19 protein-coding genes, 1 tRNA gene and 1 pseudogene are annotated in these 25,524 nt (G+C 61.2%); 16 read left to right on the plus strand and 5 right to left on the minus strand.

Translation table 11 applies throughout. The features are described 5' to 3' along the window. Positions 1 to 302 precede the first annotated feature (302 nt). The gene (locus C453_RS05245) at positions 303 to 1,973 is read left to right on the plus strand and encodes an acyl-CoA synthetase (protein WP_008323156.1); all 1,671 of its coding nucleotides are present in this window, start codon (positions 303 to 305) and stop codon (positions 1,971 to 1,973) included. Here C453_RS05245 and C453_RS05250 read toward each other — a convergent pair. Next, positions 1,970 to 3,706: a sensor histidine kinase gene (locus C453_RS05250; protein ID WP_008323157.1), complete on the minus strand. Its 1,737-nt coding sequence runs from the start codon at positions 3,704 to 3,706 to the stop codon at positions 1,970 to 1,972. The two genes, C453_RS05245 and C453_RS05250, sit on opposite strands and share 4 nt — an antisense overlap. Positions 3,707 to 3,836: 130 nt before the next feature. Continuing rightward, on the minus strand, positions 3,837 to 4,688 hold the full coding sequence (locus C453_RS05255; RefSeq protein ID WP_049907533.1) for a UbiA family prenyltransferase: 852 nt from the start codon (positions 4,686 to 4,688) through the stop codon (positions 3,837 to 3,839). Between the two features lie 515 nt (positions 4,689 to 5,203). Between C453_RS05255 and C453_RS05260 the strand changes: the two genes are divergently transcribed. The 3 genes and pseudogenes from C453_RS05260 to C453_RS20905 form a co-directional block, all read left to right on the plus strand. Further along, positions 5,204 to 5,611 carry a ubiquitin family protein gene (locus tag C453_RS05260; RefSeq protein WP_049907534.1) on the plus strand — a complete coding sequence of 136 codons (408 nt, stop codon included), beginning with the start codon at positions 5,204 to 5,206 and terminating at the stop codon, positions 5,609 to 5,611. A 285-nt stretch (positions 5,612 to 5,896) separates the two neighbouring features. Then, positions 5,897 to 8,899, plus strand: a complete 3,003-nt coding sequence (locus tag C453_RS05265) for a methyl-accepting chemotaxis protein (RefSeq protein ID WP_008323161.1) — start codon at positions 5,897 to 5,899, stop codon at positions 8,897 to 8,899. Positions 8,900 to 8,969: 70 nt separating this feature from the next. After that, positions 8,970 to 9,380 (plus strand): annotated as a pseudogene (locus C453_RS20905) (zinc ribbon domain-containing protein); the annotation flags it as partial. 236 nt (positions 9,381 to 9,616) lie between these two features. On the opposite strand, the gene C453_RS05275 reads toward C453_RS20905, so the two are convergent. Then, a complete protein-coding gene (locus C453_RS05275) occupies positions 9,617 to 10,108 on the minus strand; it encodes a DUF7529 family protein (protein WP_008323163.1) in 492 nt (163 codons plus the stop codon). Between the two features lie 250 nt (positions 10,109 to 10,358). Between C453_RS05275 and C453_RS05280 the strand changes: the two genes are divergently transcribed. The 6 genes from C453_RS05280 to C453_RS05305 all read left to right on the plus strand — a co-directional run bounded on the left by C453_RS05280 (position 10,359) and on the right by C453_RS05305 (position 18,025). Continuing rightward, positions 10,359 to 13,061, plus strand: coding sequence for an ABC transporter ATP-binding protein (locus tag C453_RS05280; RefSeq protein ID WP_008323165.1), 2,703 nt, complete (start codon positions 10,359 to 10,361; stop codon positions 13,059 to 13,061). 134 nt (positions 13,062 to 13,195) lie between these two features. Next, positions 13,196 to 14,926, plus strand: a complete 1,731-nt coding sequence (locus tag C453_RS05285; RefSeq protein WP_008323166.1) for an ABC transporter substrate-binding protein — start codon at positions 13,196 to 13,198, stop codon at positions 14,924 to 14,926. Between the two features lie 21 nt (positions 14,927 to 14,947). Continuing rightward, entirely contained in the window at positions 14,948 to 15,967 is a 1,020-nt protein-coding gene (locus tag C453_RS05290) for an ABC transporter permease (protein ID WP_007544988.1), read from the plus strand. Beyond that, positions 15,964 to 16,899 carry an ABC transporter permease gene (locus tag C453_RS05295; RefSeq protein ID WP_008323167.1) on the plus strand — a complete coding sequence of 312 codons (936 nt, stop codon included), beginning with the start codon at positions 15,964 to 15,966 and terminating at the stop codon, positions 16,897 to 16,899. Before C453_RS05290 ends, C453_RS05295 begins: the two co-directional genes overlap by 4 nt. Before the next feature lie 3 nt (positions 16,900 to 16,902). After that, positions 16,903 to 17,292: a DUF7268 family protein gene (locus C453_RS05300; RefSeq protein WP_008323168.1), complete on the plus strand. Its 390-nt coding sequence runs from the start codon at positions 16,903 to 16,905 to the stop codon at positions 17,290 to 17,292. A 130-nt stretch (positions 17,293 to 17,422) separates the two neighbouring features. Beyond that, the gene (locus C453_RS05305; RefSeq protein WP_008323169.1) at positions 17,423 to 18,025 is read left to right on the plus strand and encodes a class I SAM-dependent methyltransferase; all 603 of its coding nucleotides are present in this window, start codon (positions 17,423 to 17,425) and stop codon (positions 18,023 to 18,025) included. Positions 18,026 to 18,030: 5 nt separating this feature from the next. On the opposite strand, the gene C453_RS05310 is transcribed toward C453_RS05305, so the two are convergent. Beyond that, positions 18,031 to 19,257: an orc1/cdc6 family replication initiation protein gene (locus tag C453_RS05310; RefSeq protein ID WP_008323170.1), complete on the minus strand. Its 1,227-nt coding sequence runs from the start codon at positions 19,255 to 19,257 to the stop codon at positions 18,031 to 18,033. A 917-nt stretch (positions 19,258 to 20,174) separates the two neighbouring features. Here C453_RS05310 and C453_RS05315 point away from each other — a divergent pair. From C453_RS05315 to C453_RS05330, 4 genes are read left to right on the plus strand one after another with little or no spacing between them, the layout of a single operon-like run. Beyond that, positions 20,175 to 21,155, plus strand: a complete 981-nt coding sequence (locus C453_RS05315; RefSeq protein ID WP_008323173.1) for a DUF4129 domain-containing protein — start codon at positions 20,175 to 20,177, stop codon at positions 21,153 to 21,155. Beyond that, a complete protein-coding gene (locus C453_RS05320; RefSeq protein ID WP_008323174.1) occupies positions 21,152 to 21,775 on the plus strand; it encodes a DUF7269 family protein in 624 nt (207 codons plus the stop codon). The genes C453_RS05315 and C453_RS05320 overlap by 4 nt, the downstream gene beginning before the upstream one ends. Continuing rightward, on the plus strand, positions 21,772 to 23,040 hold the full coding sequence (locus tag C453_RS05325; RefSeq protein WP_008323175.1) for a DUF58 domain-containing protein: 1,269 nt from the start codon (positions 21,772 to 21,774) through the stop codon (positions 23,038 to 23,040). Before C453_RS05320 ends, C453_RS05325 begins: the two co-directional genes overlap by 4 nt. Next, the gene (locus C453_RS05330; protein WP_049907509.1) at positions 23,028 to 23,534 is read left to right on the plus strand and encodes a DUF7519 family protein; all 507 of its coding nucleotides are present in this window, start codon (positions 23,028 to 23,030) and stop codon (positions 23,532 to 23,534) included. Before C453_RS05325 ends, C453_RS05330 begins: the two co-directional genes overlap by 13 nt. 62 nt (positions 23,535 to 23,596) lie before the next feature. Here the strand turns inward: C453_RS05330 and C453_RS05335 are convergent, their stop codons facing one another. Beyond that, positions 23,597 to 24,547 carry an AAA family ATPase gene (locus C453_RS05335; RefSeq protein WP_008323179.1) on the minus strand — a complete coding sequence of 317 codons (951 nt, stop codon included), beginning with the start codon at positions 24,545 to 24,547 and terminating at the stop codon, positions 23,597 to 23,599. A 149-nt stretch (positions 24,548 to 24,696) separates the two neighbouring features. On the opposite strand from C453_RS05335, the gene C453_RS05340 reads away from it, so the two are divergent. Together C453_RS05340 and C453_RS05345 are read left to right on the plus strand one after the other, a co-directional pair. After that, positions 24,697 to 24,781 (plus strand) — tRNA-Ser (locus C453_RS05340). A 440-nt stretch (positions 24,782 to 25,221) separates the two neighbouring features. Beyond that, positions 25,222 to 25,404: a hypothetical protein gene (locus tag C453_RS05345; RefSeq protein ID WP_049907511.1), complete on the plus strand. Its 183-nt coding sequence runs from the start codon at positions 25,222 to 25,224 to the stop codon at positions 25,402 to 25,404. The last annotated feature ends 120 nt before the right edge of the window (positions 25,405 to 25,524 follow it).

The following is a 25,524-nucleotide window of genomic DNA, read 5'->3' on the forward strand; positions in this document are numbered from 1 at the left end:
AAAAGAGACTATCTCAGTGCTCGAAATGGGTTCGTCACCGCAGCAGTACTGTTGGCGGTGATTACCGTGTATCAGTTGCTGACTCAAGGGGCATACGCGAGCGAGACGTTTGTGGTACTGCTACTATCTGTGGCTGCGTTTTGGGGAACAAAGCTCGTTCATACGCAGCAGGAATAGCGAGAGACGGTCTGTACGACCGCTAGGTGACTATCGTACATTCTCTCCCATCCAGCCACTATCCACTTCGTTGAAAGTTCCCATCCATAATCATTATTAAATATTGAAGTGTGGTGACACGTGCAATGGTGGAACATAATTTAGCAGACTACGAGGCGGCACGGGCTGACTTCTCGTGGGAGGACATCTACGACGAGGCATCGTGGGACGCGCCGGAGTCGTTGAACATCGCGCACGAGGTCGCGGACCGCCACGCCACCGCACGGGACCGGGTGGCCCTGTATCAGGTCGGGACGGACGGCGAACTCACGACGCTGACGTTCTGGGAACTCGCAGACCGGTCGAGCCAGTTTGCGAACGTCCTCTCCGAACTCGGTGTCGAACCGGGCGACCGGGTGTTTTCCTACATGCCGCGGATTCCCGAACACTACGTCGCGCTCGTGGGGACACTCAAACACGGGGCCGTGTGGGGGAGCATCAACGAGCGCTTCGGTCCCGATGGAATCTCCTATCGACTCTCGGACTGCGACGCCTCGGTCGTGGTGACAACCACCGACAACCGCGACACCATCGCCGACGCGCTGGAAGACGCGCCGAGCGTCGAGCACGTCATCACGGTGGACCGCGGCGGTGGTGCGCCCGCGGACGACGTTATCTTCAATCCAACACTCGACGACGCGAGCACCGAGTACGAGACGGCGCAGACCGGCGGCGAGGACGACGCTCTGCTGTACTACACGTCGGGGACGACGGGACTTGCGAAGGGCGTCCTCCACAAACACCGCTGGCTCGCGGGCGTGGCAGCAACACAGCGCTACGCGGTCGACCTCCAACCCGGCGACGTCTACTGGTCCACGGGCGACCTCGGGTGGTTGACCGGCGCAATCAACACCCTCGGTGCGTGGTTCTGGGGCGCGTCGTTGTTCACCTACGAGGGCGAGTTCGACCCCGAAACGTGGGCCGACCTCCTCGACGACTATCCCATCACGGTCCTGTTTTCGGTGCCGACAGCCTACCGGATGCTCCGCGAGAACGAGTCTGTTCTCGACGACACCTCGCTCGACCTGCGACATGCGCTCTCAATCGGCGAACCACTCAGCGCGGGCGTTGTCGAGTGGGCCGAAGAGACCCTCGGTGTCACCGTCCTCGACACCTACGGGCAGACCGAGACGGGGAACATGATTATCAACAACTACCCGACGATGGAACTACGCCCGGGGTCGATGGGCAAGCCGCTTCCGGGTATCGAGGCCGAAATCATCGACCCCGAAACGGGCGAAGTTCTCCCACCGGGCGAGACCGGCGAAATCGCCGAGCGAGGCGACTATCCGTGTTTCTTCGCCGAGTACTGGGAAAAACCAGAGAAGACGCGCGGGGCCTTCGTCGACGGCCCCGACGGCCGCTGGTACCGCTCTGGCGACCTCGCGCACAAGGACGAAGATGGATACTTCTGGTTCGAAGGCCGCGCCGACGACGTGATTCTCTCGTCGGGCTATCGCATCGGTCCCTTCGAGGTGGAGAGTTCGCTTGGTGAACATCCCGCTGTCGCCGAGGCGGCCGTCGTTCCCAAACCACACCCAGAACGCGGGAACATCGTCAAAGCGTACGTGGTCCCGAGCGATGACGCGAGTCCGTCAGAATCGCTCACAACGGACATCCAAAATCACGTCAAATCTGAGTTGGCAGCTCACGAATATCCGCGAGAAATCGAGTTCCGTGAGGAGCTTCCGAAGACGGTGACGGGGAAGATTCGCCGAACTGAACTCCGCGACGACACCGAGGGCGCATCGAACTAACCGCCCTCGGCGTGGCCGTGTTCTGTCTCGCCGTTCTGTGCACCCGTGGTCTCCGAGTCGTCCGCGACCCGTCGGACAGGAATCTGTAGCGAGACGGTGGTTCCATTCCCGTTGTTGCGCTTGAACGACACCTCACCATCGAGTTGGTCGACGCCCCACGTGACGAGCCAGAGGCCGAGCCCACTCCCGTGCTGAAGCGGCGTTTCTCCGTGGGCGCGGATGGCGACGAGTTCGTTCGGGTTGATTCCCGGTCCGTCGTCGGTAACGTGAATCTCGACGGTATCGTCCGACTCGAACGCCTCGATTTGGACAGTCGGCGTGTCGGAGTAGTTGTGAACGATGCCGTTTTCGATGAGTTCCTGCACGACGTGTTCGAGTGTCGGCGAACAGACGGTGTGGTCGTCGAGGTCGGACTCGACGACGACGACACACCCTGGATGGTCGTCTTTGACTGTGCTGGCTGCCTGTTTCAGTTGGACGCCGACGGAAACCGGTGTCGCCGTCTCGTCGTCCTCGGTCGCGTTTCCCTGGAGCGCGGCAATCTTTCTGGCTTTCTCGCTAATCGTCACGAGGCTAAACGCACGGTCGCGGACGGTCTCTGAGTAGCGCTGCGCTCGCTCCAGAGAGTCGTTTGCGAGCGCTTCGACGACGAGGTCGGCGTACCCAAAGAGCATGTTCGCCTCGGTTCGGAGGTTGTGGCGAAGCACGCGATTCATCACCTCCAGTTGTTGGACGTTTCGGCGACGGTCGGTCACGTCGCGGAAGACGAGCGCATTCCCGATTGGTCGCCCGTGGAAGTCGGTGAACGTGCTCGTCCGAAGTTCGAAGTCTCGTTGGCTCTCTCCCAGTTTGACGGCGACGTTGCCGTTCGATTTCTCCGCGGCAGTGCCTGAGATAACGCTGCTAATGGGTCGCCCTTTGAGGTCGGTAGAGGTGCGCTCCAGTATGTCTGCTGCCGTCTGATTGAGTTCGATGATTCGCCACTTGGTGTCGGTGACGACCACGGCGTCGGCCATCGACTTGACGACCCGCTCGCAGGCAATCGACCGCGGAACCGGCCGCGACCCAAGCAGGTCGAACCGACTGAGTGCGATGGCGTACGCCAGTCCCGCGAACGTGAAGGTCGCGGGCGTAACGTCGAGTGCCACCCCGTACAGTTCGAGTAACACTGTGCTGAGGCTCCCGAGAACTGGCATCAGTGTCCCGACAATGAGTGTAATCGCCTGCAGTCGGTAAATCGTCGGCAGGCCGAGCATCGTCTGGAAAAGCGCGAGCGCACCAGCGAGCCATAGCAGGTAGCTGTACGCCAGAACTACCCAGTACAGCGTCCCCCACTGGTGTTCCATGAGCGTGATTACCCCGGTCGCGGTGGGGACGACCTCTGAAGTCACCCACATGAAGTGGTGAGCGGGGTTAGTCCAGACAGCGATGAGCGTGACCATCGGAAGAAACGAGACAAGCAGAAGCGGTCCCGGCGTGGTGTACTGGTCACGCCCGGTGTATGAGAACGTGAAGACGAACCACGCGACGGGGACGACGAGCACGCCAATCCACTGGACGTTTGCGACCAGTAATTTGAGTTGGAGGTCCGAGAGGAGGAGTTCGGTGAGGTACCCGACCGACCACAGCCCGCTCGCAGCGGCGAGCGTGCCTAACCCGACCGCACCCGGCTTCTTGCGATGACGCCACGTGTACGCAGTGACGCCGATGCTAATGATACCGGAGAGAATCATCAGCCCGACGACGAAAGCCACCACTGGGGAAGATTGAGCGACAAGAACTACCTCCCACAGTGGCCCTCCGCCGGGATTCGCGTTCACTATACTGAATTTCTTTGCGAACAACAAAAGTATGTGTGGAAATTTATACAGGAATCGATACGACGCCAGACATCGCGACGACAACACCGAGGACCATCAGAACCCCCTCACCGTCTCTGAGTGTACACAGCCGTTCTACCGACCGGTTCGTTCCGGTGAGCGCGTACGTAATCCACACGGAGTACACGATTGCAGGGAGGAGCGCAATCGGTGCCCAGATAGGGACGTATTCGAGCCACGCCGCACCGACAAGCAGTCCCAGTGAGACGACTTCCATCGCGTAGAGAATCAGTTGCGTCCGACGAACACCGACGACAGTCGGGAGGGTCGCGACGCCGTTTTCTTTGTCACCCTCGACGTCTCTGACGTTGTGGACTTCGACTGAAATCGCAGAGCGGACGAAGAACCACACTGCGGCGACAACTGCCCCGGCGACGTACTGTGATTGGCCCGCGACGACCGCGAGCGGGACGAACGCGACGAGGACGGCCCACGCGAGGGCGACGACCGCCGTGTTGACGAGGAAGATATCCTTCAGTCGATCCGCAGAAGGAATTGGAAGCAACGGGAAACTGTAGAAGACGGCGACGACCCCCGGAAAGAGCGTCAATCCGAGTCCGTAGACGCCGCCACGAGAGATAGAGAGACCGAGCGCGCCGATGATTGCGAGCGCCGAGAAGCCGGCGTACAGTTTCGGGTGCGCTGCGACGAAGGCGGTTCGACCGGCGTAGTTCGCTTCGTCGGCGTCGAGGTCGGCGAGCTTGTCGAAATTGTAGATGCCGACAGTGATGAGGAATCCCACCAGGAGCGCCGCGTTGGGTTCGATTCCCGCGAGCGACGACGCGACGTAAATCTCTCCGATGGTGGCAATACCGAGGAACACTGAGCTGTGCACGACTGCTGCGTATAGCTGTTTTGGGACAACAAGTTTCATTGCAATATGACAATTTAGCTGACAAGAATTAGTTATGAGGTGCCCTTCCCCGCCGGTGAGTTACCGCTACAGTCGTCGCTCATCGCGGTCGTTTCAATAGCCAGCGCGGTGTTCTGACTCTCTAAGGAGACCCTGAAATGCGGTCGTTTCCTCGCTTTCGGTTCAGGTGGTTGGACGTATTTTCGGGAGTGAACTGCACTGTCTTGTGCCCGTGAACACACCGATTTCTTTGCGCAGTCGACTTCCTCTCGCAGATACGCCGATGTATTGTACGGAATTAGTAGCCCACTTCACAGCGTTACTGGCTTCCTTCGCCAGGTTTCCTGCCTACTTCGAGTGGGTAGGTAGAAATTGTCAGAGTAGTATAACTTTCCTAACCGAGTCCTCGGGACTCCCGAATACGCTCGCCGTCGTCGTTGACCTCCTCGAACGTGTTCGGGAGGGTGCTCATCCGCTGGCGCGTCGTACTCGCGTGTATGACGACGAACGTGTCCGAAGCGACTGGAGAGTCGAACCAAGTTCTCCCTCAGACGACTGTCGAGGTTGGCTGCACCGGCCACGTCCGGTCAGCAATTGGGACCCACCAACTCGAGTTCACCTTCCGCGGAGAGACTCTTCGACGATTTCTTGACGCGTTCTTCGACGAGTATGACGTGCGCGATCTCGTGATGGCACAGCGAGAATCAGAGGCGACGACCTCCGGATGGGTGTCGGCCAACCGTCTTCCCGGAACGTGGCGAAAGAACCCCGAAGGCGAACAGATTCGCGCGTACGCGAGAGTTCTCGTCAATGGTCGGTTCAACGAACTGCTCGACGGTCTCGACACACACCTTGAAGACGGTGACCGGGTCGGTCTCGTCTACCCGTTCATGTTCTGTTGTTGACCGTCCACGCCACGTCGAGCGTCAGGGCCTCACCAATAATTTGGTAGTTGGTGCCACCCAACATGAAGTCCATTTGAATTGAAATACTCGACCAAGACCGAATATGTTCTATTCCGCATATGTATGTTGCTATCGAATGGCACTGTGAGTATCAACAGGCAGAATTAGGGCGAGCAGTTTAATAGCGCATTTTTAGAGTCCTGTCATATGGGGTTGGACAGTCTAAATCGCAATTATTGCGGGACGAGAACGGGAAGTTCGAAATATGGGTCGGTGTAACTACTGATGAATATTCGAACGAAACTCATCGCACTGTTTCTTGCACTCTCACTTATCCCAGTGACGATAATCGGAGTTGCAGGCGTATACAACATGAACCAAGTTGGGTCGTTCGCACAAGACCAGAGTGCTTCCCATCTGGAGGCACAGATAACGGGTGAGTTGAACAACAGTGTCGATGCGAGGCAAGAACAGATACAGAACGTCCTCGACTCGCGCGAGGTAGACGCTCGCTCACTAGCACACTCGTCTCCTGTCGAGAACTATCAGGCGGCGAGTGCTGGGGAGATGAAACTCATCCAAGAGCAAAACCAGAAGCAACTCGGGTACATGGCGCTTCAGCTTCACGGGACTATCGAGAGCACGAAGCGAGCAATTCTCGAAGAAGAGTACGACGGTAAAAGTTGGGAAGAACTCACACCGGAACAACAGCGCCAAGTGAAGACGCAGGTCGAAGAGACGCTCGCTGGGACGAGTGGGGACATGACGCGACCCAGCGGAACTGTTTACAGTATGTTCCAACCTGGGTATATCGGTAACAGCGGCTACGCGTACATCATCGACGGGGAATCGAAGGTCGTCGTCCACCACGGCATCGAAGACGGCTTCGACCTCGAAGACGACGCGAACCTGATGGTGTTCGAAGACGTCCACTCGGAAATCGAGGAGACGCCCGCAATCAGACGCGGCGACACGTGGGGTATCGCCGAGTACGATTGGGAGGACACCACGCAGGACGGCAACCCGGTCGAAGAGAAGTTCATCGCTTACACGTACTACGAGGACTTCGACTGGGTGCTCGCGCCGAGCGTCTATTACTACGAACTGCAGACGACGGCGGTCGAGGATGCAGAGCGCGGTATCTCCGACTCCTTCCGGACGTATCTCCAGTCTCGAACAGTCGACGTCAACGGTGAGAAACACCCCGTGTTCGACAAGATAATCCTCACCGACGAAACCGGTGAGGGTGTCGTCGAAGCGACCCGCACTGGCGACGACGTCAGTGCCGAATCGACTACTGGTGTAACGTACGTGGACGCTGAGTGGTTCAGTGCGACGAAGTCACTTGATTCGGGTGCTGTCCACGTCGGTCCGGTTCGAACGCGCGACGGAGAGAAGAGAGCATACGTTGCGACCCCAGTGTACCACGATGGTCAGTTCGCGGGGACTATCGCGCTCCGATTCGATTACGGTCTGCTCGATGCCCTCGTGAGCGACGTCACAGTCGGTGAGACCGGTCGCCTCAGCATCGTCAACAGTGATGGAACCGTACTCACCACTACCCACGAGACCATGGCCACTGCCCAAGAGAGCATCTCGGGACAAGAGTACATCCTCGCCGGAGAGAGAGGTCTGACGACGCACTCTGTGACCGGCGAAGGCGGCGTGGAGCAACGCTACTACGTCGGGTACGCACCGCTTTCGTTCGGTGACAAGCGGTACGAACTGATGGCAACAGCCCCCGAATCGGACGTGACGGGGCCGAGTGAGACGCTCGGCCAGCAGGTCGACAGCCAGACTGCATCGGCTCGGAACATTCTGTTGTTGCTCATCGGTGGTGTCGTCATCGTCGCGAGTGGGACTGGCTACACTGCCTCGAAACACTTCTCCGAGCCAATCGAACAGCTCAGAGACAGAGCGCGGTTACTCGCCCAGGGGCAGTTCGACGACGACACCGACATCGAGGCGTCTGACGACGAAATCGGCGACCTCGTCGAAGCGTTCGACGACATGCAATCGAACCTCCAACAGCAGGTCGCCGAACTCCGTGCAGTCGGCAAGAACCTCGGTGACGGAACGCTGAACCAGACCGTCCGAACCGACCTCCCCGGGGAGTTTGGTGCGATTATGACGGACATCGAAGACGGGGTCGAGAAACTGGAAGCTGGGTTCGTCGAAGTGCAGGCCGTCGCAGACCGGTTTACCGCCGTGACTCACCAGACGGTCGCCAGCACAGAAGAAATCGAAGCTGCGAGCCAAGAGACCGCACAATCAGTCGAAGAGATTGCCCACGGTGCAGAACAACAGGCACAGCAACTACAGACGGCTGCAGGTGAGATGAACGACCTCTCGGCGACGATTGAAGAAGTTGCGGCATCCGCCGACGGTGTCGTCGAGACTGCCAGCGCCGCCACCGAGCTCGCGGGCCGCGGCCGAGAAAACGCCGCCGGTGCGACGCGCGAAATCGCTGCAATCGAGTCCGAGGCAGGTGCGGCAGTCGAACAGGTCGAAGACCTCAGGGCGCAGATAGACGAGATTAACGAAATCGTCCAACTCATCCACGGCATCGCCGAGCAGACGAACCTGCTGGCACTCAACGCATCTATCGAGGCTGCACGCGCTGGTGAGGCGGGCGAAGGGTTTGCTGTCGTCGCGAATGAGATCAAGTCGCTCGCGAACGAGGTCGGGTCGGCGACCGACGATGTCGAAGAACGCATCGAGTCGATTCACGAACAGACCGACGAGACGGTCGACGATATGCAGGAGATGCAAGCAAACGTCGAACGCGGTGCCGAAACCATCGAGAGCGCTATCGAGATGTTCGACGACATCGCCGAGGCCGTCACGGAGGCCGAACACGGTGTCGAAGAGATTTCGGAGGCGACGGAGGACCAAGCAGTCACCACAGAAGAGGTCGTGTCCATGGTGGACGAGGTCTCCAGTGTGAGCGAGGAGACGACGTCACAGACCGCGACGGTGTCGGCGGCGGCCGAAGAACAGTCTGCAGCCATCAACGAAGTGCGTCGAAACGTCGAAGAAGTCTCTCAGTCCGCGGAGTCGCTGCGTGACCTCGTCGACCAGTTCGATGTCGACGATACCGTGCTCGATGACGACCGCACGGCCGCGTCTGAGACGACTGGTAACCTCGATGCGTCCACTATCGAGAGCGAACATGAGTCGTCACCGTCTGCCAGCGAACCTGACGCTGACCCTGACAGGGCTTCTGAGACCGAACAGGGATTCGACGGTGCCCTCTCTAACGGCAGGGGGTCGACTCCTCAGGAGTAGAACCCCAACACGTTCCCGAACTCCCTTTCTTTAGCAGTACGTTTACACGTAGTCATCTCGTAGCCGATGTATGTCTACGCCCTCCTCGACACCATCGGACCGCGAGCGCGGCCCGAACGAAGTGTTCTGTCGCGACTGCGGTGCGATTATCGACGAACGCGCCGAGATTTGCCCGTCGTGCGGCGTCCGCCAGCGCGACCCGCCGAAATCGACCGTCGATTCGGCACTCGATGACCTCTTCGAGGGCGGGAACCCCTTCGTGGCTGGGCTTCTCTCTGCAATTTTCCCCGGCCTCGGCCAACTGTACAACCGCGAACTCGAACGGGCGCTCGCGTTCGCCGTCGGGATTATCATCGCGACGTTCTCTACGCTCGCCTTCGTGGGATTTGTGCTGGTACCCGTGGTGTGGCTCTTTGCGATATACGACGCCTACACAAGAGCTGAACTGCGGGCTGAAGAACGTCGGACAGAGGAACGCGAGGCAGCGCCAGACGAGGGTGGCGAGGAATCGGCACAGTCTGCGGAAGCGGTAGAGCAGGCGGAAGCGGCACAGTCTGCGGAAGCGGCGGAACTGGAGGAATTGGCAGAGTCGGCGGAATCGACAGAAACCACTGACGACTCAGTGGAGTCGGACACGCCCGACGACGACTCGGAAGCGTCGGACGAATCGCAGTCCTAAGCTGTTATCTCATCCTCGACGCAGTTACTGTACAGTGTCTACTCGGCTTCTCGGTCCGGCGGCAGGAGTGGTTCGGGGTCGTCGTGGACGAATTCGACGCCCTGTTCGGGGTCGAGTGGGTGGACTTTCGTCTTCATCGTCTCGCCGTCGTCGACAAGCGAGAACATGCGCTCGGACTCGGCGAGGCGGTAGTACACCGGAAGACAGACTGCGACTTCGTCGTCGGTCGCGCGGACGACGAGCGTGAGGTAGACGAGGCCGCCCGTGACGGCCCGGAACGCCTCGTACTCGTCGAACGACGCTCCTTCCACGGCCGATTCGAGTTCGGTGTACACGTCGTCGCCGACGACGATGTCGAGACCGACGTGGTCGACGGTCGAATCTCCGGGTTGCGGAACGGGAACTACGTCACCGGGAGTGGCGACGACGACGCGCCAGCCGCGCTCTCGATAGTCGTCGGCGATGGACTCGCACTCTTCGACGACGGTATCCCACGTGTTCGACGACTCGGAGAGCGGATGTTCTTCCATGTGGGATGGTGTCGGGGTGCGATACGTAAACGTTCGCTTCTCTGTCCCTTCGCGCACACGTAACAAAGAATGATTTTATATATCATCTGCTGGCCAGAAATCTGCCGAAATAGTGGGGTCGCTACTCGACGACCCCAACGAAGTCCTGTGTTTTCGGAACTAACCTGTTCGAAATGTTCGAACAGTACTGATTCGTGGTCGCGGCAAAGATTGGAAAGTTATATGATGGCATGAGGGTGATTCACAGTCAATGACGAGTCTGCTCTCTCTTTCGGACCTCCGAACTCAGTTCTCGACCGACCGTGGTCGCGTCAAAGCAGTCGATGGACTCGACCTTACCATCCGAGAAGGTGAAACGGTTGGACTGGTCGGCGAGTCGGGGTCCGGAAAGAGTGTGACAGCCCTCTCGACGATGGGTCTCGTCGACGACCCGGGAGAAATCGTCTCTGGGAGCGTCGAACTGAACAGTCCGCACCTCGCAGACGAATTCCGGGAGAACTACAACGACCCAGGATTCGTCGATGGTGACATCGTCGACCTCGTTTCCGCGCCCGAAGAGGCGCTTCGAACCATCCGGGGGAGTGAAATCGGGATGATTTTCCAGGACCCGATGACCTCGCTGAATCCCTCGCTGACGGTCGGCGAGCAAGTCGCCGAGAGCCTTCGTCTCCACCAGTACGGCGGCCGTCGCAAGGACTCGTGGTTCAACGCGGTGCGTGAACTGCTCCCCCGAATCAGCAGGGACGTCGACGACGAAATCGTCGAGCGAACCATCGAGGTCCTCGAATCGGTCGGCATCCCGGAACCGGGTGCCCGTGTCGACGAATACCCCCACGAGTTCTCCGGCGGGATGCGCCAGCGCGTCCTCATCGCCATCGCGCTCGCGTGTCAACCACGTATTCTCGTCGCCGACGAGCCAACGACGGCACTCGACGTGACGATTCAAGCGCAGATTCTCGACCTCATCGACGACCTGCAGGAAGACCTCGGGATGTCGGTTCTGATGATTACCCACGACCTCGGCGTCGTCGCCGAGACGTGTGACCGGGTCGCGGTCATGTACGCCGGTGAAATCGTCGAGGAGGGGCCGGTCGAGGAGATTTTCCACAACCCGTCGCACCCGTACACCTACGCGCTTCTCGAATCGCTCCCGAACGAAGAAAAAGAGCGCCTGACGCCCATCGACGGCAACGTTCCAGACCTCATCGATATGCCGGACGGGTGCCACTTCGCACCGCGTTGTCCGTGGGCGAAAGAGGAGTGTACGACGGGCGAGATTCCGTACAAACAACACAGCGGCGAGGGAGTCGACCACCGCTCGAAGTGTGTCCTCGACGAGTTCGACAAAAGCGAGTACGGCCACGACGGTATCGGCGCGTGGTCCGACTCTGGCCCAAGCGACAAACCGCTCGTCGAAGTCGACGGCCTACAGAAGTACTACCAGCAGGGCGATGGCGTCCTCGACCGCGTCCTCGGGTCGAACAAGGAGAGCGTGAAAGCAGTCGACGGTATCGACTTCACTGTCTACGAGGGCGAGACACTCGGGCTCGTCGGGGAGTCTGGCTGTGGGAAGTCCACGGCCGGGCGTGCGCTGCTCCATCTCACTCCGCCGACCGACGGCCGGGTCGTCTTCTCGGGGTCTGACCTCTCGGACCTCGATAGCGACGGGTTGCGCGGAATGCGCCGCGACATGCAGATGATTTTCCAGGACCCGCTGTCGTCGCTCGACCCGCGGATGACTGTCGGACAGACTATCCGAGAGCCGCTTGACGTTCACGACCTCCCCGTCTCGGACCCCGAGGTTCGCGGCGAAGCCGAGGTCGAGGTTTCCGGCATCGACTCCGGTAGCGTGACCGTCACTGCAGACGACGAAATCGACGCCATCGTCGGCTCGTCCAACGGGGTTGCGACCGCCCACGTCTCGGTGGCAGTCGCCGACGGAGAAGTCGATGTCTCGGTCGAGGAGCGACTCAGACTCGACGTCGAAGTCGAACGAACCGGCGACACCGTCTCGGCTGTCGACGTGACCGTCTCGCCGGGGCACTCCGACCGGGAGCGTCGCCGTCGCCGTGTGCACCAACTGCTGGACGCAGTCGGTCTCGAAGTGGGGCAGTACGACCGCTACCCCCACGAACTCTCCGGCGGGCAACGCCAGCGCGTCGGCATCGCCCGCGCACTGGCAGTCGACCCCGACTTCATCGTCGCTGACGAACCCGTCTCTGCGCTCGACGTGTCTGTGCAGGCGCAGATTATCAACCTGCTCGAAGACCTCCAAGAGCGCTTCGGGCTGACGTATCTGTTTATCGCCCACGACCTCTCTGTCGTGCGCCACATCTCCGACCGTGTCGCCGTGATGTACCTCGGCGAAATCGTCGAAGTCGCCGACACGGACGAACTGTTCGACGACCCGCGACACCCGTACACGCGGGCGCTCCTGTCGGCGATTCCCGAACCCGACCCGTCTGCGGACACTGGCGACCGAATCATCCTCGAAGGCGACGTTCCGAGCCCCATCAATCCGCCGTCGGGCTGTCACTTCCGAACGCGGTGTCCGCAGGTCATCCCGCCGGAAGACATCGATATCGAACAGGAGGCGTACCGCGAGGTCATGGACCTCAGACAGCGTATCGAGCGCGAGACGCTCGACACGTCGGTCGCACCTGACGGTGCGTCGATAGATGGCGAGCCGGAAGAGCCTGCCACGGTCTCTGCGGACGGCGGCGTCACAGACCGCGATGCTGTCGTCGAACAGCTTCGGGAGTCACACCTCTCTCACACGCTGTCGCCGGACAACCGCGCTGTCGTCGACCGCGCACTCGGTCACGTCGTCGACGACGAGTGGGACACCGCCAGCGAGGTACTCCGAGAGCGGTTCGAAAGTGTCTGTGAACGTGACGCCCCGACCCTCGGGACAGACGAACATCCCGCTGCCTGCCACCTTCTCGACGACTAACAAATCTGGGGCGACAGACCCCAGAAGCGCAATTTTCGGTAGTGCGTATATTTTCCTCACCACCCCGATGCCGTCTTCCAATCGTCCTTGGCCGACTCCGTTATTTTTATACCGTGTGGTAGATAGTTACTCGTATGTCACAGGATGGCAATACTGTCTCCCGACGTCGCTTCCTGAGCGCGGCGGGTACGGCCGCGGCTACCGCGGCCCTTGCTGGCTGTAGTGGAACCTCAGAGACTGAGACGACCGCTGAGGAGAATACTGGCGGCGGTGGCGAGGACACCACTGCAGAGGAAGGCGGCTCCGACGGTGGCGACAGTGGGTCGCCGAAGGTGCTCCGCTACGGCCGCGGCAGTCACTCGCCCACGCTCGACTTCCAGAACAGTACGAGCGGCGAGGTTGCCAAAGTCACAGAGCAACTGTACGACACGCTCATCAACTTCGAGCCGGGCAAGTCCACGCTGACCCAAGGGCTTGCGACGGAGTACTCTCTCGACGGGAAGACGGCCTCTATCAAGCTCCGCGAGGGCGTGAAGTTCCACAACGGTGAGGAGTTCACCGCACAGGACTTCGTGGCGACGTATCGCCGCTTCGTCGACAGCGACTACGAACACTACGCTGGCGACGACTACGTCTCCGCATACGGTCCGTTCACGCTCGGCGCGTGGATCGACGAGATTCAGGTCGACGGCGACTACTCGATGACGATTCAGCTGACCCAGACGTACGCGCCGTTCCTGCGCAATCTGGCGATGTTCGCGGCCGCCGTTCACTCCAAGGCCGCCATCGAGGAGTACGGCACCGAACTGAACAAGAACCCGGTCGGTACGGGGCCGTTCCAACTCAACAACCTCGACGACGCGAACGAGCTCATCCGTCTGGAAGCGAACCCCGACTACTGGGGCGACGGACCTGACGTGGACGAAGTCGTCTTCGTCACTATCGGTCAGAACTCCACGCGTGCGCAGTCGCTCGCGAGCGGCGAACTCGACATCATCGACGGACTCGGCGCACAGTCGTCGATTCAGATCGAAAACGCGAGCAACGCCGAACTCGCCCGCACCGAGGGTATCAACATCGGCTACATGGCGTTCAACATGGCCAGCCGCGAAGAGTTCCGCGACAAGCGCGTCCGGCAGGCCGTGAGCTACGCCATCAACACCGAAGCCATCGTCAACGAGATTTACTCCGGCTTCGCGACGCAGGCGAGCCAGCCGCTCCCGCCGAACGTCCTCGGTCACAAGGACAGCCTCGACCCCTACCCGTACGACCCCGAGAAGGCCAAGAGCCTCCTCGAAGAGGCTGGCTACGGTGACGGCTTCACGTTCGAACTCGCGACGTTCCAGAACCCGCGCGGATACAACCCGTCGCCCATCCAGACCGCAGAGACGGTCGCGTCCAACCTCAGCGACGTCGGCATCACCGTCGAAATCAACCAGCAGTCGTTCGGTCCGTTCCTCGAATACACTGCACAGGGACGCCACGACGCCTGTTTCCTCGGTTGGTACACCGACAACGCCGACCCGGACAACTTCATGTACGTGCTCCTGCACCCGCAGGTGGAAGAGGACAAACTCACCGAGGGACAGAACTGGGTCAGCTTCGACACCGAGGGTTACAACACCAGTAACCGCTCGGGCTGGGCCAACAAGGAGTACATGGACCTCGTCGAGCAGGGTCAGAGTTCCTACGACGATGCCGAGCGTGAAGAGCTGTACAAACAGGCGAACCAGCTTGCACACGACGAGGCACCGTGGGTCTACCTCGACTACGCTGAGGAACTCCGCGGCGTCTCCAAGCGTGTCAGCGGGTTCAAGCCCGCGGCCATCAGTGGACCGTACCTCAACCTGGTCAGCCTGAACTAAGGACTGACCACTTTTCGACACATGATTTCGTCACGATTCGTACTCAAGCGGCTGCTGTTGCTCGTTCCGGTGCTGGTGGGAGTGGCATCGCTCGTCTTCTCTATCCTGCACCTCTCTCCGGGCGACCCCGCACTTACTATCGCGGGCGAGCGCGCGAGCGAGGAGTTCGTCAAGCAGGTCGAAGAGAGCCTCGGCCTGAACGACCCAATCTGGGTGCAGTACGGCCGCTTTATCGCCGACGCCGCCCAGTTCCAGTTCGGAGAGTCGTTCATCATCCAGCGGAACACGACCGTTCGTGAGGTTCTGGTGAACAAGCTGCCGGTCACGCTCGAACTCGCCATCTACGGCCAGCTTATTGGCGTGTTCCTCGGCATTCCGCTGGGCATCCTCAGCGCCGTCAAGCAAGACAGCATCACGGACCACCTGACCCGTATCGGTGCGCTCGCCGGTATCAGCGTGCCAATCTTCTGGAGCGGTCCGCTTCTCATCCTGCTTTTCGCGCAGGTGCTCGGCGTGCTCCCGACGAGTGGTCGCATCTCAGTCCTCTACAACGTAGAGGCCATCCGCGTGACCGGTCTCGTCACCGTGGACACGCTCATCGCTGGAGAGTGGGACATGTTCGTCTCCGCTGTCCGGCACATGATTCTCCCGGCGTCGGTCATCGGCGTCTACTCGATGGCGCTCATCTCGCGGATGATGCGCTCGTCGATGCTGGAGGTCATCCGCCAAGACTACATTCGGACTGCCCGCGCGAAGGGCCAAGGCGCGAAGATTACGGTCCTGAAACACGGCTTCCGCAACGCAATGATTCCCGTCATCACGGTCATCGGCATCCAGTTCGGTGGCCTGCTCGGCGGTGCAGTGCTGACGGAGACGGTGTTCGCCATCGGTGGCATCGGAACGCTCCTCGTCGAGGCCATCAAGGTCGGTGACTACCCCATCGTTCAGGGGACGGTCCTGACGTTCGCGTTCCTGTTCACGCTGGTCAACCTCGGTGTGGACATCACCTACTCCATCCTTGACCCGAGGATTGAACAATGAGCACCGAAACGAAAACCACGACCGAGACGACGACGGGGACTGGCGAACGCGGCCTTATCGACCGTGTGACAGCGTCGCCGTTCGTCTCGAAGCTCCTGTCGAACCGCTTGGCGTTGGCGGGTATCGCCATCATCGTCACGATGGTGGTCGTCGCCATCTACGCGAGACTCTTCATCTCGCTCGACGCCATCACCCAGTCGCAACTGGGGACGAACCCGAACCGCGCCGCACCCAGTCTCGAGTATCTCTTCGGGACTGACGGTCAGGCGCGCAGCCTCCTCCCGCGGGTCGCCTACGGCGCGTGGTACGCGATGCTGTTCGGAACCGTCACCGTCGCGGCCTCGACCACCCTCGGTGTCGGTCTCGGCATCATCGCGGCGTACTACGGCGACGTGACGGACAACGTCATCATGCGGACGATGGACGTGCTGCTCGCGTTCCCGTCGCTCCTCTTGGCGCTCGCGCTCGTCGCCATCTTCCCGGACGACCTCGGGCTGTGGCGTGCGGTCGCCGCGCTGACGCTCGTCTACACGCCGCGGTTCGCCCGCGTCGTTCGCGGGGCGGCGCTGACCGTCCTCGAAAACGAGTACATCGACGCGACCATCGCGCTGGGCGCGACCGACCCACGTGTGCTCGTTCGGCACGTCCTGCCGAACTGTCTGGCACCGATTACGGTCCAGAGCACGCTCAACTTCGGGCTCGCCATCATCGACCTCGCGGCGCTCTCGTTCCTCGGCTTCGGTGCCGCGGCGGGGACGCCCTCGTGGGGTCTGATGCTCTCGAACGGTGTGAGCCAGGGCCTGCTGACGGGTGTCTGGTGGTGGTCGTTCTTCCCCGGGTTCTTCCTCGCACTCACCGTGCTGGGATTCAACCTCCTTGGCGACGGGATGCGTGACGCACTGGACCCGCGGATGCGGGAAGCGGTCGATTAATCGATGACTGCCGCGCCCGACCACTCGGCGGACGAACGCCCACCGCTCAGTGAACAACTGGGTGTCAGACTTCGGTTGGTCGGCACGGCGCTCGTCGCGGGCGTCGTCGTCGCCACCGTATCGGTGGTCGCCGCGACGGTGCTCTCGGACCCGACTGCGAGTGTCGAGACGGCGTTCGCGCTTGGCTCGCTCCTGTTCGGGTTCGGCTTGCTCGGGTGGTCGGGTGCGGTCGCACTCGGCCGCGGCATCGAGTCGATGCAGGAGACGCTCGACACCCAAACCGGGTGGACAGAACCCGACGCCCGTCGGGCGATGGCGCGAATTATCGGCTTCGGCCTCGGTGTGATGCTCGGAACGATGTTCGTCGGCTCCGTCGTCCTCGGACTCGCATAGCGCAATACAGCCTACTTTTGACTGCACGTTCTCGGCGAGCGTCTCACAGTGACTGCACGTTCACAGTGAGTGTGAGTCGTGTCTGCACGCTCGCAGCGGGTGTTATCTCCGCTCCGTCCGTACGACTGTCATGAACAGAAACGAGATTCGACAGGCGTGGGACGAGGTGTCTGAAACGTACGCACGAACCCGGGACCCGACCGGGTCGGACGCGGCCCTCCTCTCGGAACTCGTCGAGATGCTGCCCGAAAACCCACTCGTTGTCGACGTTGGCTGCGGCGACGGTGCTCGGACGCTCGCGAACCTCCCATCCGGAAGCGTCGGGCTAGACTTCTCTCGCCGCGGGTTGGACCTCGCCCGCGACACTGTGCCGGACGCGCGACTCGTGCAGGCGGATATGTGCTCGCTCCCGTTTCGAGACGCGTCGGTTGATGCGATTTCCGCGTACCACGCGGTCTTTCACGTCCCGCGAGAGTCGCATCCGGCAGTCTATCGGGAGTTCACCCGCGTGCTGAAACCGGGAGGGATGCTGCTAATGACGCTCCCGTCTGGGCGCTTCCAGACGGTCCGCCGTGGATGGATGGGCGGCGAGATGTTCTTCTCGGCACCGGGGCGTGCACAGACGCTTCAGCAACTCCGGGATGCGGGATTCGAAGAGGTCGAGACACGAGTCGCGGACGACCCACTCGGCAGTCAGAGTGAGTTCGTGTTTGCAACGCGCAGCGAAGCGTGAGACCGTTAGACGGCCTCGGCCTGCTGTGCCGTCCGGCGAATCTCTTCCAAGACGGAGTCGAGAGCGAGCACGTCCGAGAGGGCTTCCATCGCGCTGGAGAAGGGCACGTCCAGCGCGTAGCTGTAGTAGTTCCCGCGCGACCCGGTGCGGTTCTCTTCGGCCGAGAGGATGCCGAGCATTCGGAGGTCCGAGAGGTGGTTGTGAACCGAGCGCTGGGCGAGCGGGTCGATACCGGCGGAGTTGCACAGCCGAAGGTATTCCTGGTACAGGTCGCGCATCCGGCAGGGCGTCTCGTCGTGGGCGGCCTTCGAGACGACGGCGAGGAGCGCGAAGTGCCCGTTTTCGGTGAGTTCGCGCATCCCCTCGACGACGCGCTCCTGTTCGAGTTTCTGCCGGGCAATATCGACGTGGTCGAGCGTGATTTGTGAGTCGTCGTTGTTCTCGGCATGTTCGCCAGCGAGTCTGAGCAGGTCCAGCGCCTGCCGGGCACTCCCGCTGTCGCGGGCGGCGAGGGCCGCACAGAGGTTGAGGACACCTTCTTCGCACGCGTCTTCGGCGATAGCGACGTCGGCACGCGATTCGAGGATGTTCTGGAGTTCGGGTGCCTGGTAGGGCGGAAAGTGCAGTTCTCGCTCACAGAGTGTGTCCTGTACGCGCGGGTCGAGTTGGTCGTGGAACTTGAAGTCGTTCGAGATGCCGACGAGACCGACTTTGGCTTCTTCGAGTTTCCCGTTCGAGCGCGCCCGCGGGAGTTCGTAGAGGAGTTCGTCGCGCTCGCCGATGGAGTCGACTTCGTCGAGGACGATGAGAATCGTCCCACCCACGTCGTCTAACTCTTGGAACAACTTCTTGAAGACGGTCTGTTGTGGATAGCCGGTCGAGCTGATTTCGGCACCCGGTGGGCGAAGTTCGTTGACGAGTTCCACCGCGACCTGATACGACGAGTTGAGTGTCTTACAGTTGATAGAGATGACACTCAGGTCGACGTCGTCGTACTGAGAGACGTCTTCGAGAAGCATCTCGAGGAGAAACTCGGTTACTGCCGTCTTGCCCACGCCGGTATTCCCGTAGAGAAAGACGTTGTTCGGTTCCCACCCGTCGACGACGGGCTGGAGCGCATCCATGTACTCCGAGATTTCGTCGTCCCGCTCTTGGATGCGCTCGGGCTTGTAGGACTCCCCGAGGGCGTCCTTGTTTGTGAAGATGTTTTGTTTTCGCTCGAACCGGCGCATTGGCGTCGGGTCGTTGTGCCGTCCCCTTATTTAAAACCCCGATTTCATCTGATACATGTGAATTTGATCGGGGAGACACAGAGGACGTGTTCGGACGACAGACGGGTTCAGACGGGTGTCTGTCGGTGTTGTCTGCGAACTGTCTCTAGAAATGTTACTGAATGATGACTTAGTATGACAGACAATCAGAGAATGACTGTTTGCGAGGTTTTGTTTTCGGTTGTATTCTTTCTCGGTTCTGTTTTCTGGTCCGAACGAAGCGGAGTCGAGTGTGTCATTCCATCGGTCTGGGACAGACACACACCACTGTTGCAAGTGAAGCGTCTTCTACGAGGGTGTCTAGAAGAACAACAGTGCACACTTTCAACTAAAGCGTTGATACTTGTTGAGGTGGTGGCGGGATAGCAACTGAATTGCAGTGTCGGTTTATGACGGGAGGAGCGCTCTACGCGCCTGATTCACCTGAAACTGTGGTGGGTAAACAGTGGAACACGAATCGAGAGTTCACTTGCACTGGTGGTCTGTCCCACTACCCCCCACCCAGACACTTACTCTTCTTCACTTGCATCGGTGGTGTCTGTCTGCTCTCGATACCTCCCAACCGCCGACTGGGTTCACTTGCAATCGTGGTGTGCGATTGCCTGTTCGTCGGTTACACCGGGCTTCGGTATCGCCGCATTCACTTGCATCAGTGGTCTGTGTGGGGTGGGAGATGAGGTGGAGTGAGATGGGTGAAGTGGGATTGGGTAGGATGAGATGGGCGAGGTTGGCTGGGGTGAGGTAGGGTCGCTCGCTTCGACACACCACCAATTGGACGTTGTCGTTGTCACAGACTCACACGAATTCACCAGAAATCGGCAGACTGTCACGCCATCGAACCCTCGCCCTTTAGGCCACCGGGAGTGTGAACTCCTGTCGTGGACCGACGTGCTCTCCGTACGCTTACACTCGCCCTCCTCGCGGTGGTCGCACTCGCGGTGGTCGCTGCGACTATCGACTCGACCGTCGTTACCGAAGGTGGCTCCTCCGGGTTCGGTGCAGGACCGAGCGACGGTGCCGTTGCAGGCGAGAGCGAATCGACGGGGTTCGAGCCGCTTTCGGGGTCGAGCGGTGGATTTAGCATTCCGACACCGTGTCTCCCGTGGCTTCTCTCTCCGACAGCACTCGGACTCATCGCCGGTGTGTTTCTTCTCATCGGCGCGTACGCCTACTGGAAGTCGCGGTCGTTTCTCCCACCGATTGCGATTGGGCTGGCGCTTGGACCGCCGGTTATCCTCGTACTCGCACTCCTGACGGCGTGCCAGCGCGACTTCTCGTTTTCGTCGCGCGCATCCGACACGGTCGGAAACATCTCACTGATTCCTCCGGGTGGCGGTGGCCTCCCCGGAGGCGGTGCCGGGAGTGCGAGTAACGTCTCGCCACCGACTGCACTCTTCGGTCTCCTCCTGCTGGTCGCACTCGTCGCAGCGGTCATCATGCTCGTCACGTCTACCGGAGACTCGTCTCCGTCGGACGACGACCCAGAGATGCCCCCTGAAGATGGACATCCCGATGTTGCTGCTGTGGGGCGGGCGGCTGGAGCCGCGGCGGAACGAATCGAATCCGGCGATGCCGACGTGGAAAACGAAGTCTTCCGCGCGTGGGGTGAGATGACTGCTCTCCTCGACGTTCCGAATCGGTCGGCGGCGACGCCCGAAGAGTTCGCCACTGCGGCTGTCGACGCTGGGATGGACCGAGACGACGTCACCGAACTGACGACGTTGTTCGAAGCAGTCCGGTACGGCGGCGTCGAGGCGACTGCGGAACGCGAGCGCCGCGCCGTAGATGCACTTCGGAACATCGAAGCGACCTACGCCGACACAGACGACGCGGCCGACAACGTGGGGGCAGACCGATGATTTCGAGGCGTTCGTTCGCCGTGCTCGTCGGTGTCGTAGCGACAGTGGCTGGACTGGCGGTCGTCGTGGGCGTTCGACTGGGTCTCGGCCTCACCGACGTGTTTCTCGCTCTCGTCGCGGCGCTGGCGACGATTCAAGGGCTCCGATACGTCCAGCGACGCCGGGAAACAACAGTGCGAACGACCCAAACGAGTGACCCAGAAGTTCGCGTCGCCGTGCCGGTGCCGGGCTCCGACTTCGACGACCAACTCGTCGCAGCCACGTCGCGCCGAACGCGGTGGTCTGCTCGCGACAACATAAACGACCGTCTCGAAACGGCTGCGCGCCGCGCGCTTATCCTCCGGGATGGCCGAACGCCGGACGAGGCAGATACGCTCATCGAAACGGGTGCGTGGACCGACGACGTGGTCGCTGCTCGGTTCTTGGGTGCGGATATTCCGATTTCGTTTCGGCAGCGCCTCCGCTTTTTCGTCTCTGGGCAGACGGTGTTGACGTCTCGCGTCGCCCGAACTGTCGATGCTATCGACCGAATCGGACGTGAACCACGTTCCGGACAGGACACCCTGGATGCGACCGACCACGAACGAACACAGCGACTCGAAGCTGAGGTGGGACGATGACGCAGGGATTCGACACCGAACGATGGCACGGCGTCGAGGGGCTGGTTCTCGTCACTGCCGCCGCGGGCGTCTTCATGCGCGCTCCCCCACTGCTTCTCCTCGCGGGGTTGGGCATCGTCCTACTCGGATACATCCGAATCGCGACGCTCGACGAGGTCTCGGTTCAGGTCGAACGCGAACTCTCTGACTCGACGCCCGACGCGGACGACGAGGTAACTGTCACGTTCCGCGTCACCAACGAGGGGACGAGGACGCTATTCGACCTCAGGCTCGTCGATGGTGTGCCGCCAGCACTGGCAGTCTCAGACGGGACTGCTCGACTCGGGACCGCTCTTCGCCCGGGTGCGACTGCGTCTACCACCTACACCGTGACTGCAATCCGCGGCGAGCACACGTGGGACGAGACAGTCGTCATCGCCCGCGACCCGAGCGGGGCTCTCGAACGCAGAGAAACGCGGCACACCGAGACGACGATGCGGTGTGAACCGGAACTCGCGGCTACCGCCGACCTTCCGCTCCGGGGACTCACTTCGCAGTACACCGGTCGCGTCGAGACTGACGTCCCGGGGTCGGGCTTGGAGTTCGCGTCGATTCGCGAGTACCGCCACGGCGACCCGATTCGCCGCATCGACTGGAATCGACGCGCCCGGACGGGCGAACTCGCGACAGTCCAGTTCAGAGAAGAGCGTGCGGCGACGGTCGTACTCGTCGTCGACACCCGTTCCGAGGCGCACGTCGCGCCGACGACGGATGCCGAGACTGCGGTCGAACGCTGTGTCGATGCGGCGAGCATCGCGTTCCCGGCGCTTCTCGACAGCGGCGACAGGGTCGGTGTGGCCGCATTCGGTCCCGAGGAGTGTTGGCTGCCCCCGTCTGGTGGTGGTGACCATCGCGCCCGTGCACGCCGGCTCTTTGCTACGCACTCGGCGTTCTCACCAGCGCCCTCTGATGCGGCGTTCTTCCCTTCAATCGCGATGCGTCGGTTGCGCCGCCGACTGTCGAGTGACGCGCAGGTCATCTTCTGTTCGCCGCTGACTGACGACTACGCCGTGTCGGTTGCGCGGCGATTGGAGGCGTACGGACACGCCGTCACCGTCGTCTCTCCCGACCCAACGTCGACCGAGTCGCTCGGTGCACGCCTCGCCCGAATCGAGCGGGACCTGCGCCTCCGCGACCTTCGTCGCGCTGGCGTTCGCGTCGTCGATTGGGGTGACGAACCACTCGGTGTCTCGCTCGAACGAGCGGAGGCGGGGTGGTCGCGATGAGCGAAATCACTCGCCAGCCGACTCGGCCGGGGACCGCAATGGCACTCTCTGCGGCGGGGCTCTCGGTTCTCGTCCTCGCCGTCACGTCGCCGGCCGCGGCACTCCTCTCGCTTCTTGCGGGTGTCGTTCTCGCCGGTGGGCTCACCCGCGGGTCACGGCGCATCCTCGACGGTGCGGGGGGTATCTACGTCTTAGCACTCCTCGTCGGGGGTCTCGGAGACGCTGGCTCGGAAGTGCTCTTGCTAACTGCTATCGCGTCGATTCTCGCGTGGGATATCGCCGAAAACGCGCTCTCAGTTGGAGACCACCTCGGTCGCGAGACGGACACAACTCGCCTCGAAGTCGTCCACGCGGCAGCGACACTGGTCGTCCTCACAGTCGGCGCAGGAATGGTATTCGCTATCGGAACCGCGGCGTCGGGCGGCCAGCCCATCACGGCCGTCGTGTTGCTGTTAGTCGGTGTTATCGCGCTCGTCGCCGGGCTGCGTCGATGACACGTAGCCGAAGTCGATTCCGACGATAACACGCACCCAACTTCCCTTCGTTTGGGGGCGAGTCAGTCGAGGGTCGGAACCACGACCCGTTCGAGGACGTCGGCGACGACGTCCGACTTTTGGACGTCTTCGACCCGTGCATCCGCAGAGAGAACGAGCCTGTGGGCCAACACCGACTGCGCGACGCGTTTCACGTCGTCCGGGGTGACGAACTCACGGCCCTCGATGACGGCACGGGCGCGGGAAGCTTCGAAGAGCCGTTGTGTTCCGCGGGGTGAGACACCGACTCTGACGCGGCGGTCGGTGCGTGTCTCACGCGCGAGTTCAGCCATGTACCGAAACAGGTCGTCGTCGACGCGGACGTCCTCGGGAGCGCGGCGAATCGCGAGCACGTCCTCGCGGTCGAGGATACGTTCGATACTGGGACTCTGTGCTTCGCGGCCCGCCCGTCGGCGGAGCAGTTCGATTTCACCGTCCAGTTCGGGGTAGCCGATGGCGGACTTCACCACGAAGCGGTCTACCTGTGCTTCGGGGAGCGCGAACGTCCCTTCCTGTTCGACCGGGTTCTGTGTCGCGATGACGAAGAACGGCTCCGGGAGGGAATGCGTCTCGCCGTCGACGGTCACCTGTCCCTCTTCCATCGCTTCGAGGAGGGCCGCCTGCGTCTTCGGCGGTGCGCGGTTGATTTCGTCGGCGAGGACGACGTTCGCGAATATTGGGCCGGGTGAGAACTCGAACGACCGGTCGCGCTCGTCGTAGATGTTCGTCCCGGTCACGTCGGCGGGGAGGAGGTCCGGCGTGAACTGGATACGGGAAAACGAGAGGCCGAGCGCGGTGGCGACACTCCGCGCCGTCAGCGTCTTTCCGGTTCCGGGAACGTCTTCGAGGAGGACGTGACCGCGGGCGAGGACGCCCGTGAGAACGGTTTCGAGGAAGAATCGGTCGGCGATAACTGCCTCCGAGACGGCGTCGAGGACCTGGTCGCACGTCGTTGCCGCCGTGTCGATATCCATGTGACGACTCCGGGGCGCATGCGTCTTAGTCTCACTGGTAGCTCTCAAATCATGTTCACCTCGACCCCTGCGTCACGCCTGTCGACACCCCTCGCTGTCTCCGGAAATCGAAACGGATTAAACTATCCGGCGGATACGAGGTGATGGAAGCCGAGGTAGCCTAGCCCGGCCAAGGCGGTAGATTCGAAATCTACTGTCCATTCGGACACGTGAGTTCAAATCTCACCCTCGGCGCTTCTCGCGGACACAACATTTCGAGCGGCGCGTCTCGTCGCGCCGCGACGGCGTGTCCGCGTGTACTCCGACCTAAGATGTGAACCAGCGAGCAACGCGAAGCGTTGCGAGTGAGGTTCAAATCTCACCCTCGGCGCTTCTTCCGAACGTCACCCTGCGAGAGACCGCCGTGTCTCTCGCCCCGGATGACGAGGATGTACGACTGTCTGAGATTTTAACGAGGTCAGTCGCGCGCAGCGAAGCGAGCACGTCTGGACGTAGTTCAAATCTCACCCTCGGCGCTTCTCGCGGACACAATATTTCGAGCGGCGCGTCTCGTCGCGCCGCGACGGCGTGTCCGCATGTACATCTCACTCTCGGCGCTCAGCCCTCTCTCGAACTTCGTCACTGAGCAAATCGTCTCACAAAAGATTTGTTATTATAGTGTCACTACAGGAGATATGGAACCCGAAATTCGACAGCGCCTCGATGTCCTCATCCTGCTTATTCTCACGCTGCTCGCGTTCGAGGGATACCAACTCGCCGGTCTGGCCGGTGTGTTTGTCGCACTGCTGTTCGTCGCCGGAGTCGTTCACGTTTTCATTCCGTCAGCCACTCTCGGTTCCGTGACGCGAGGTGACTGACCGATAGAATTGTTAGTAAACCACCACGAAGACGTGTATGGGGTACTCGCTCGAACAACAGCTTAACGCGCTCGGTGTAGTAGCTGTCTCTTATACACATCTCTGATGGCGCGAGGGAGG

Origin of the sequence: Haloferax elongans ATCC BAA-1513, from assembly GCF_000336755.1 — an archaeon.
Taxonomy (GTDB): Archaea; Halobacteriota; Halobacteria; order Halobacteriales; family Haloferacaceae; genus Haloferax; species Haloferax elongans.

Coding starts and splice junctions, on each gene's coding strand:
- C453_RS05290 (WP_007544988.1), top strand. CDS start 14,948: ATGATTTCGTCACGATTCGTACTCAAGCGGCTGCTGTTGCTCGTTCCG.
- C453_RS05320 (WP_008323174.1), top strand. CDS start 21,152: ATGATTTCGAGGCGTTCGTTCGCCGTGCTCGTCGGTGTCGTAGCGACA.
- C453_RS05345 (WP_049907511.1), top strand. CDS start 25,222: ATGGAACCCGAAATTCGACAGCGCCTCGATGTCCTCATCCTGCTTATT.
- C453_RS05275 (WP_008323163.1), bottom strand. CDS start 10,108: ATGGAAGAACATCCGCTCTCCGAGTCGTCGAACACGTGGGATACCGTC.
- C453_RS05250 (WP_008323157.1), bottom strand. CDS start 3,706: ATGATTCTCTCCGGTATCATTAGCATCGGCGTCACTGCGTACACGTGG.
- C453_RS05335 (WP_008323179.1), bottom strand. CDS start 24,547: ATGGATATCGACACGGCGGCAACGACGTGCGACCAGGTCCTCGACGCC.
- C453_RS05280 (WP_008323165.1), top strand. CDS start 10,359: ATGACGAGTCTGCTCTCTCTTTCGGACCTCCGAACTCAGTTCTCGACC.
- C453_RS05300 (WP_008323168.1), top strand. CDS start 16,903: ATGACTGCCGCGCCCGACCACTCGGCGGACGAACGCCCACCGCTCAGT.
- C453_RS05265 (WP_008323161.1), top strand. CDS start 5,897: ATGAATATTCGAACGAAACTCATCGCACTGTTTCTTGCACTCTCACTT.
- C453_RS05245 (WP_008323156.1), top strand. CDS start 303: ATGGTGGAACATAATTTAGCAGACTACGAGGCGGCACGGGCTGACTTC.
- C453_RS05285 (WP_008323166.1), top strand. CDS start 13,196: ATGTCACAGGATGGCAATACTGTCTCCCGACGTCGCTTCCTGAGCGCG.
- C453_RS05260 (WP_049907534.1), top strand. CDS start 5,204: ATGACGACGAACGTGTCCGAAGCGACTGGAGAGTCGAACCAAGTTCTC.
- C453_RS05310 (WP_008323170.1), bottom strand. CDS start 19,257: ATGCGCCGGTTCGAGCGAAAACAAAACATCTTCACAAACAAGGACGCC.
- C453_RS05295 (WP_008323167.1), top strand. CDS start 15,964: ATGAGCACCGAAACGAAAACCACGACCGAGACGACGACGGGGACTGGC.
- C453_RS05305 (WP_008323169.1), top strand. CDS start 17,423: ATGAACAGAAACGAGATTCGACAGGCGTGGGACGAGGTGTCTGAAACG.
- C453_RS05325 (WP_008323175.1), top strand. CDS start 21,772: ATGACGCAGGGATTCGACACCGAACGATGGCACGGCGTCGAGGGGCTG.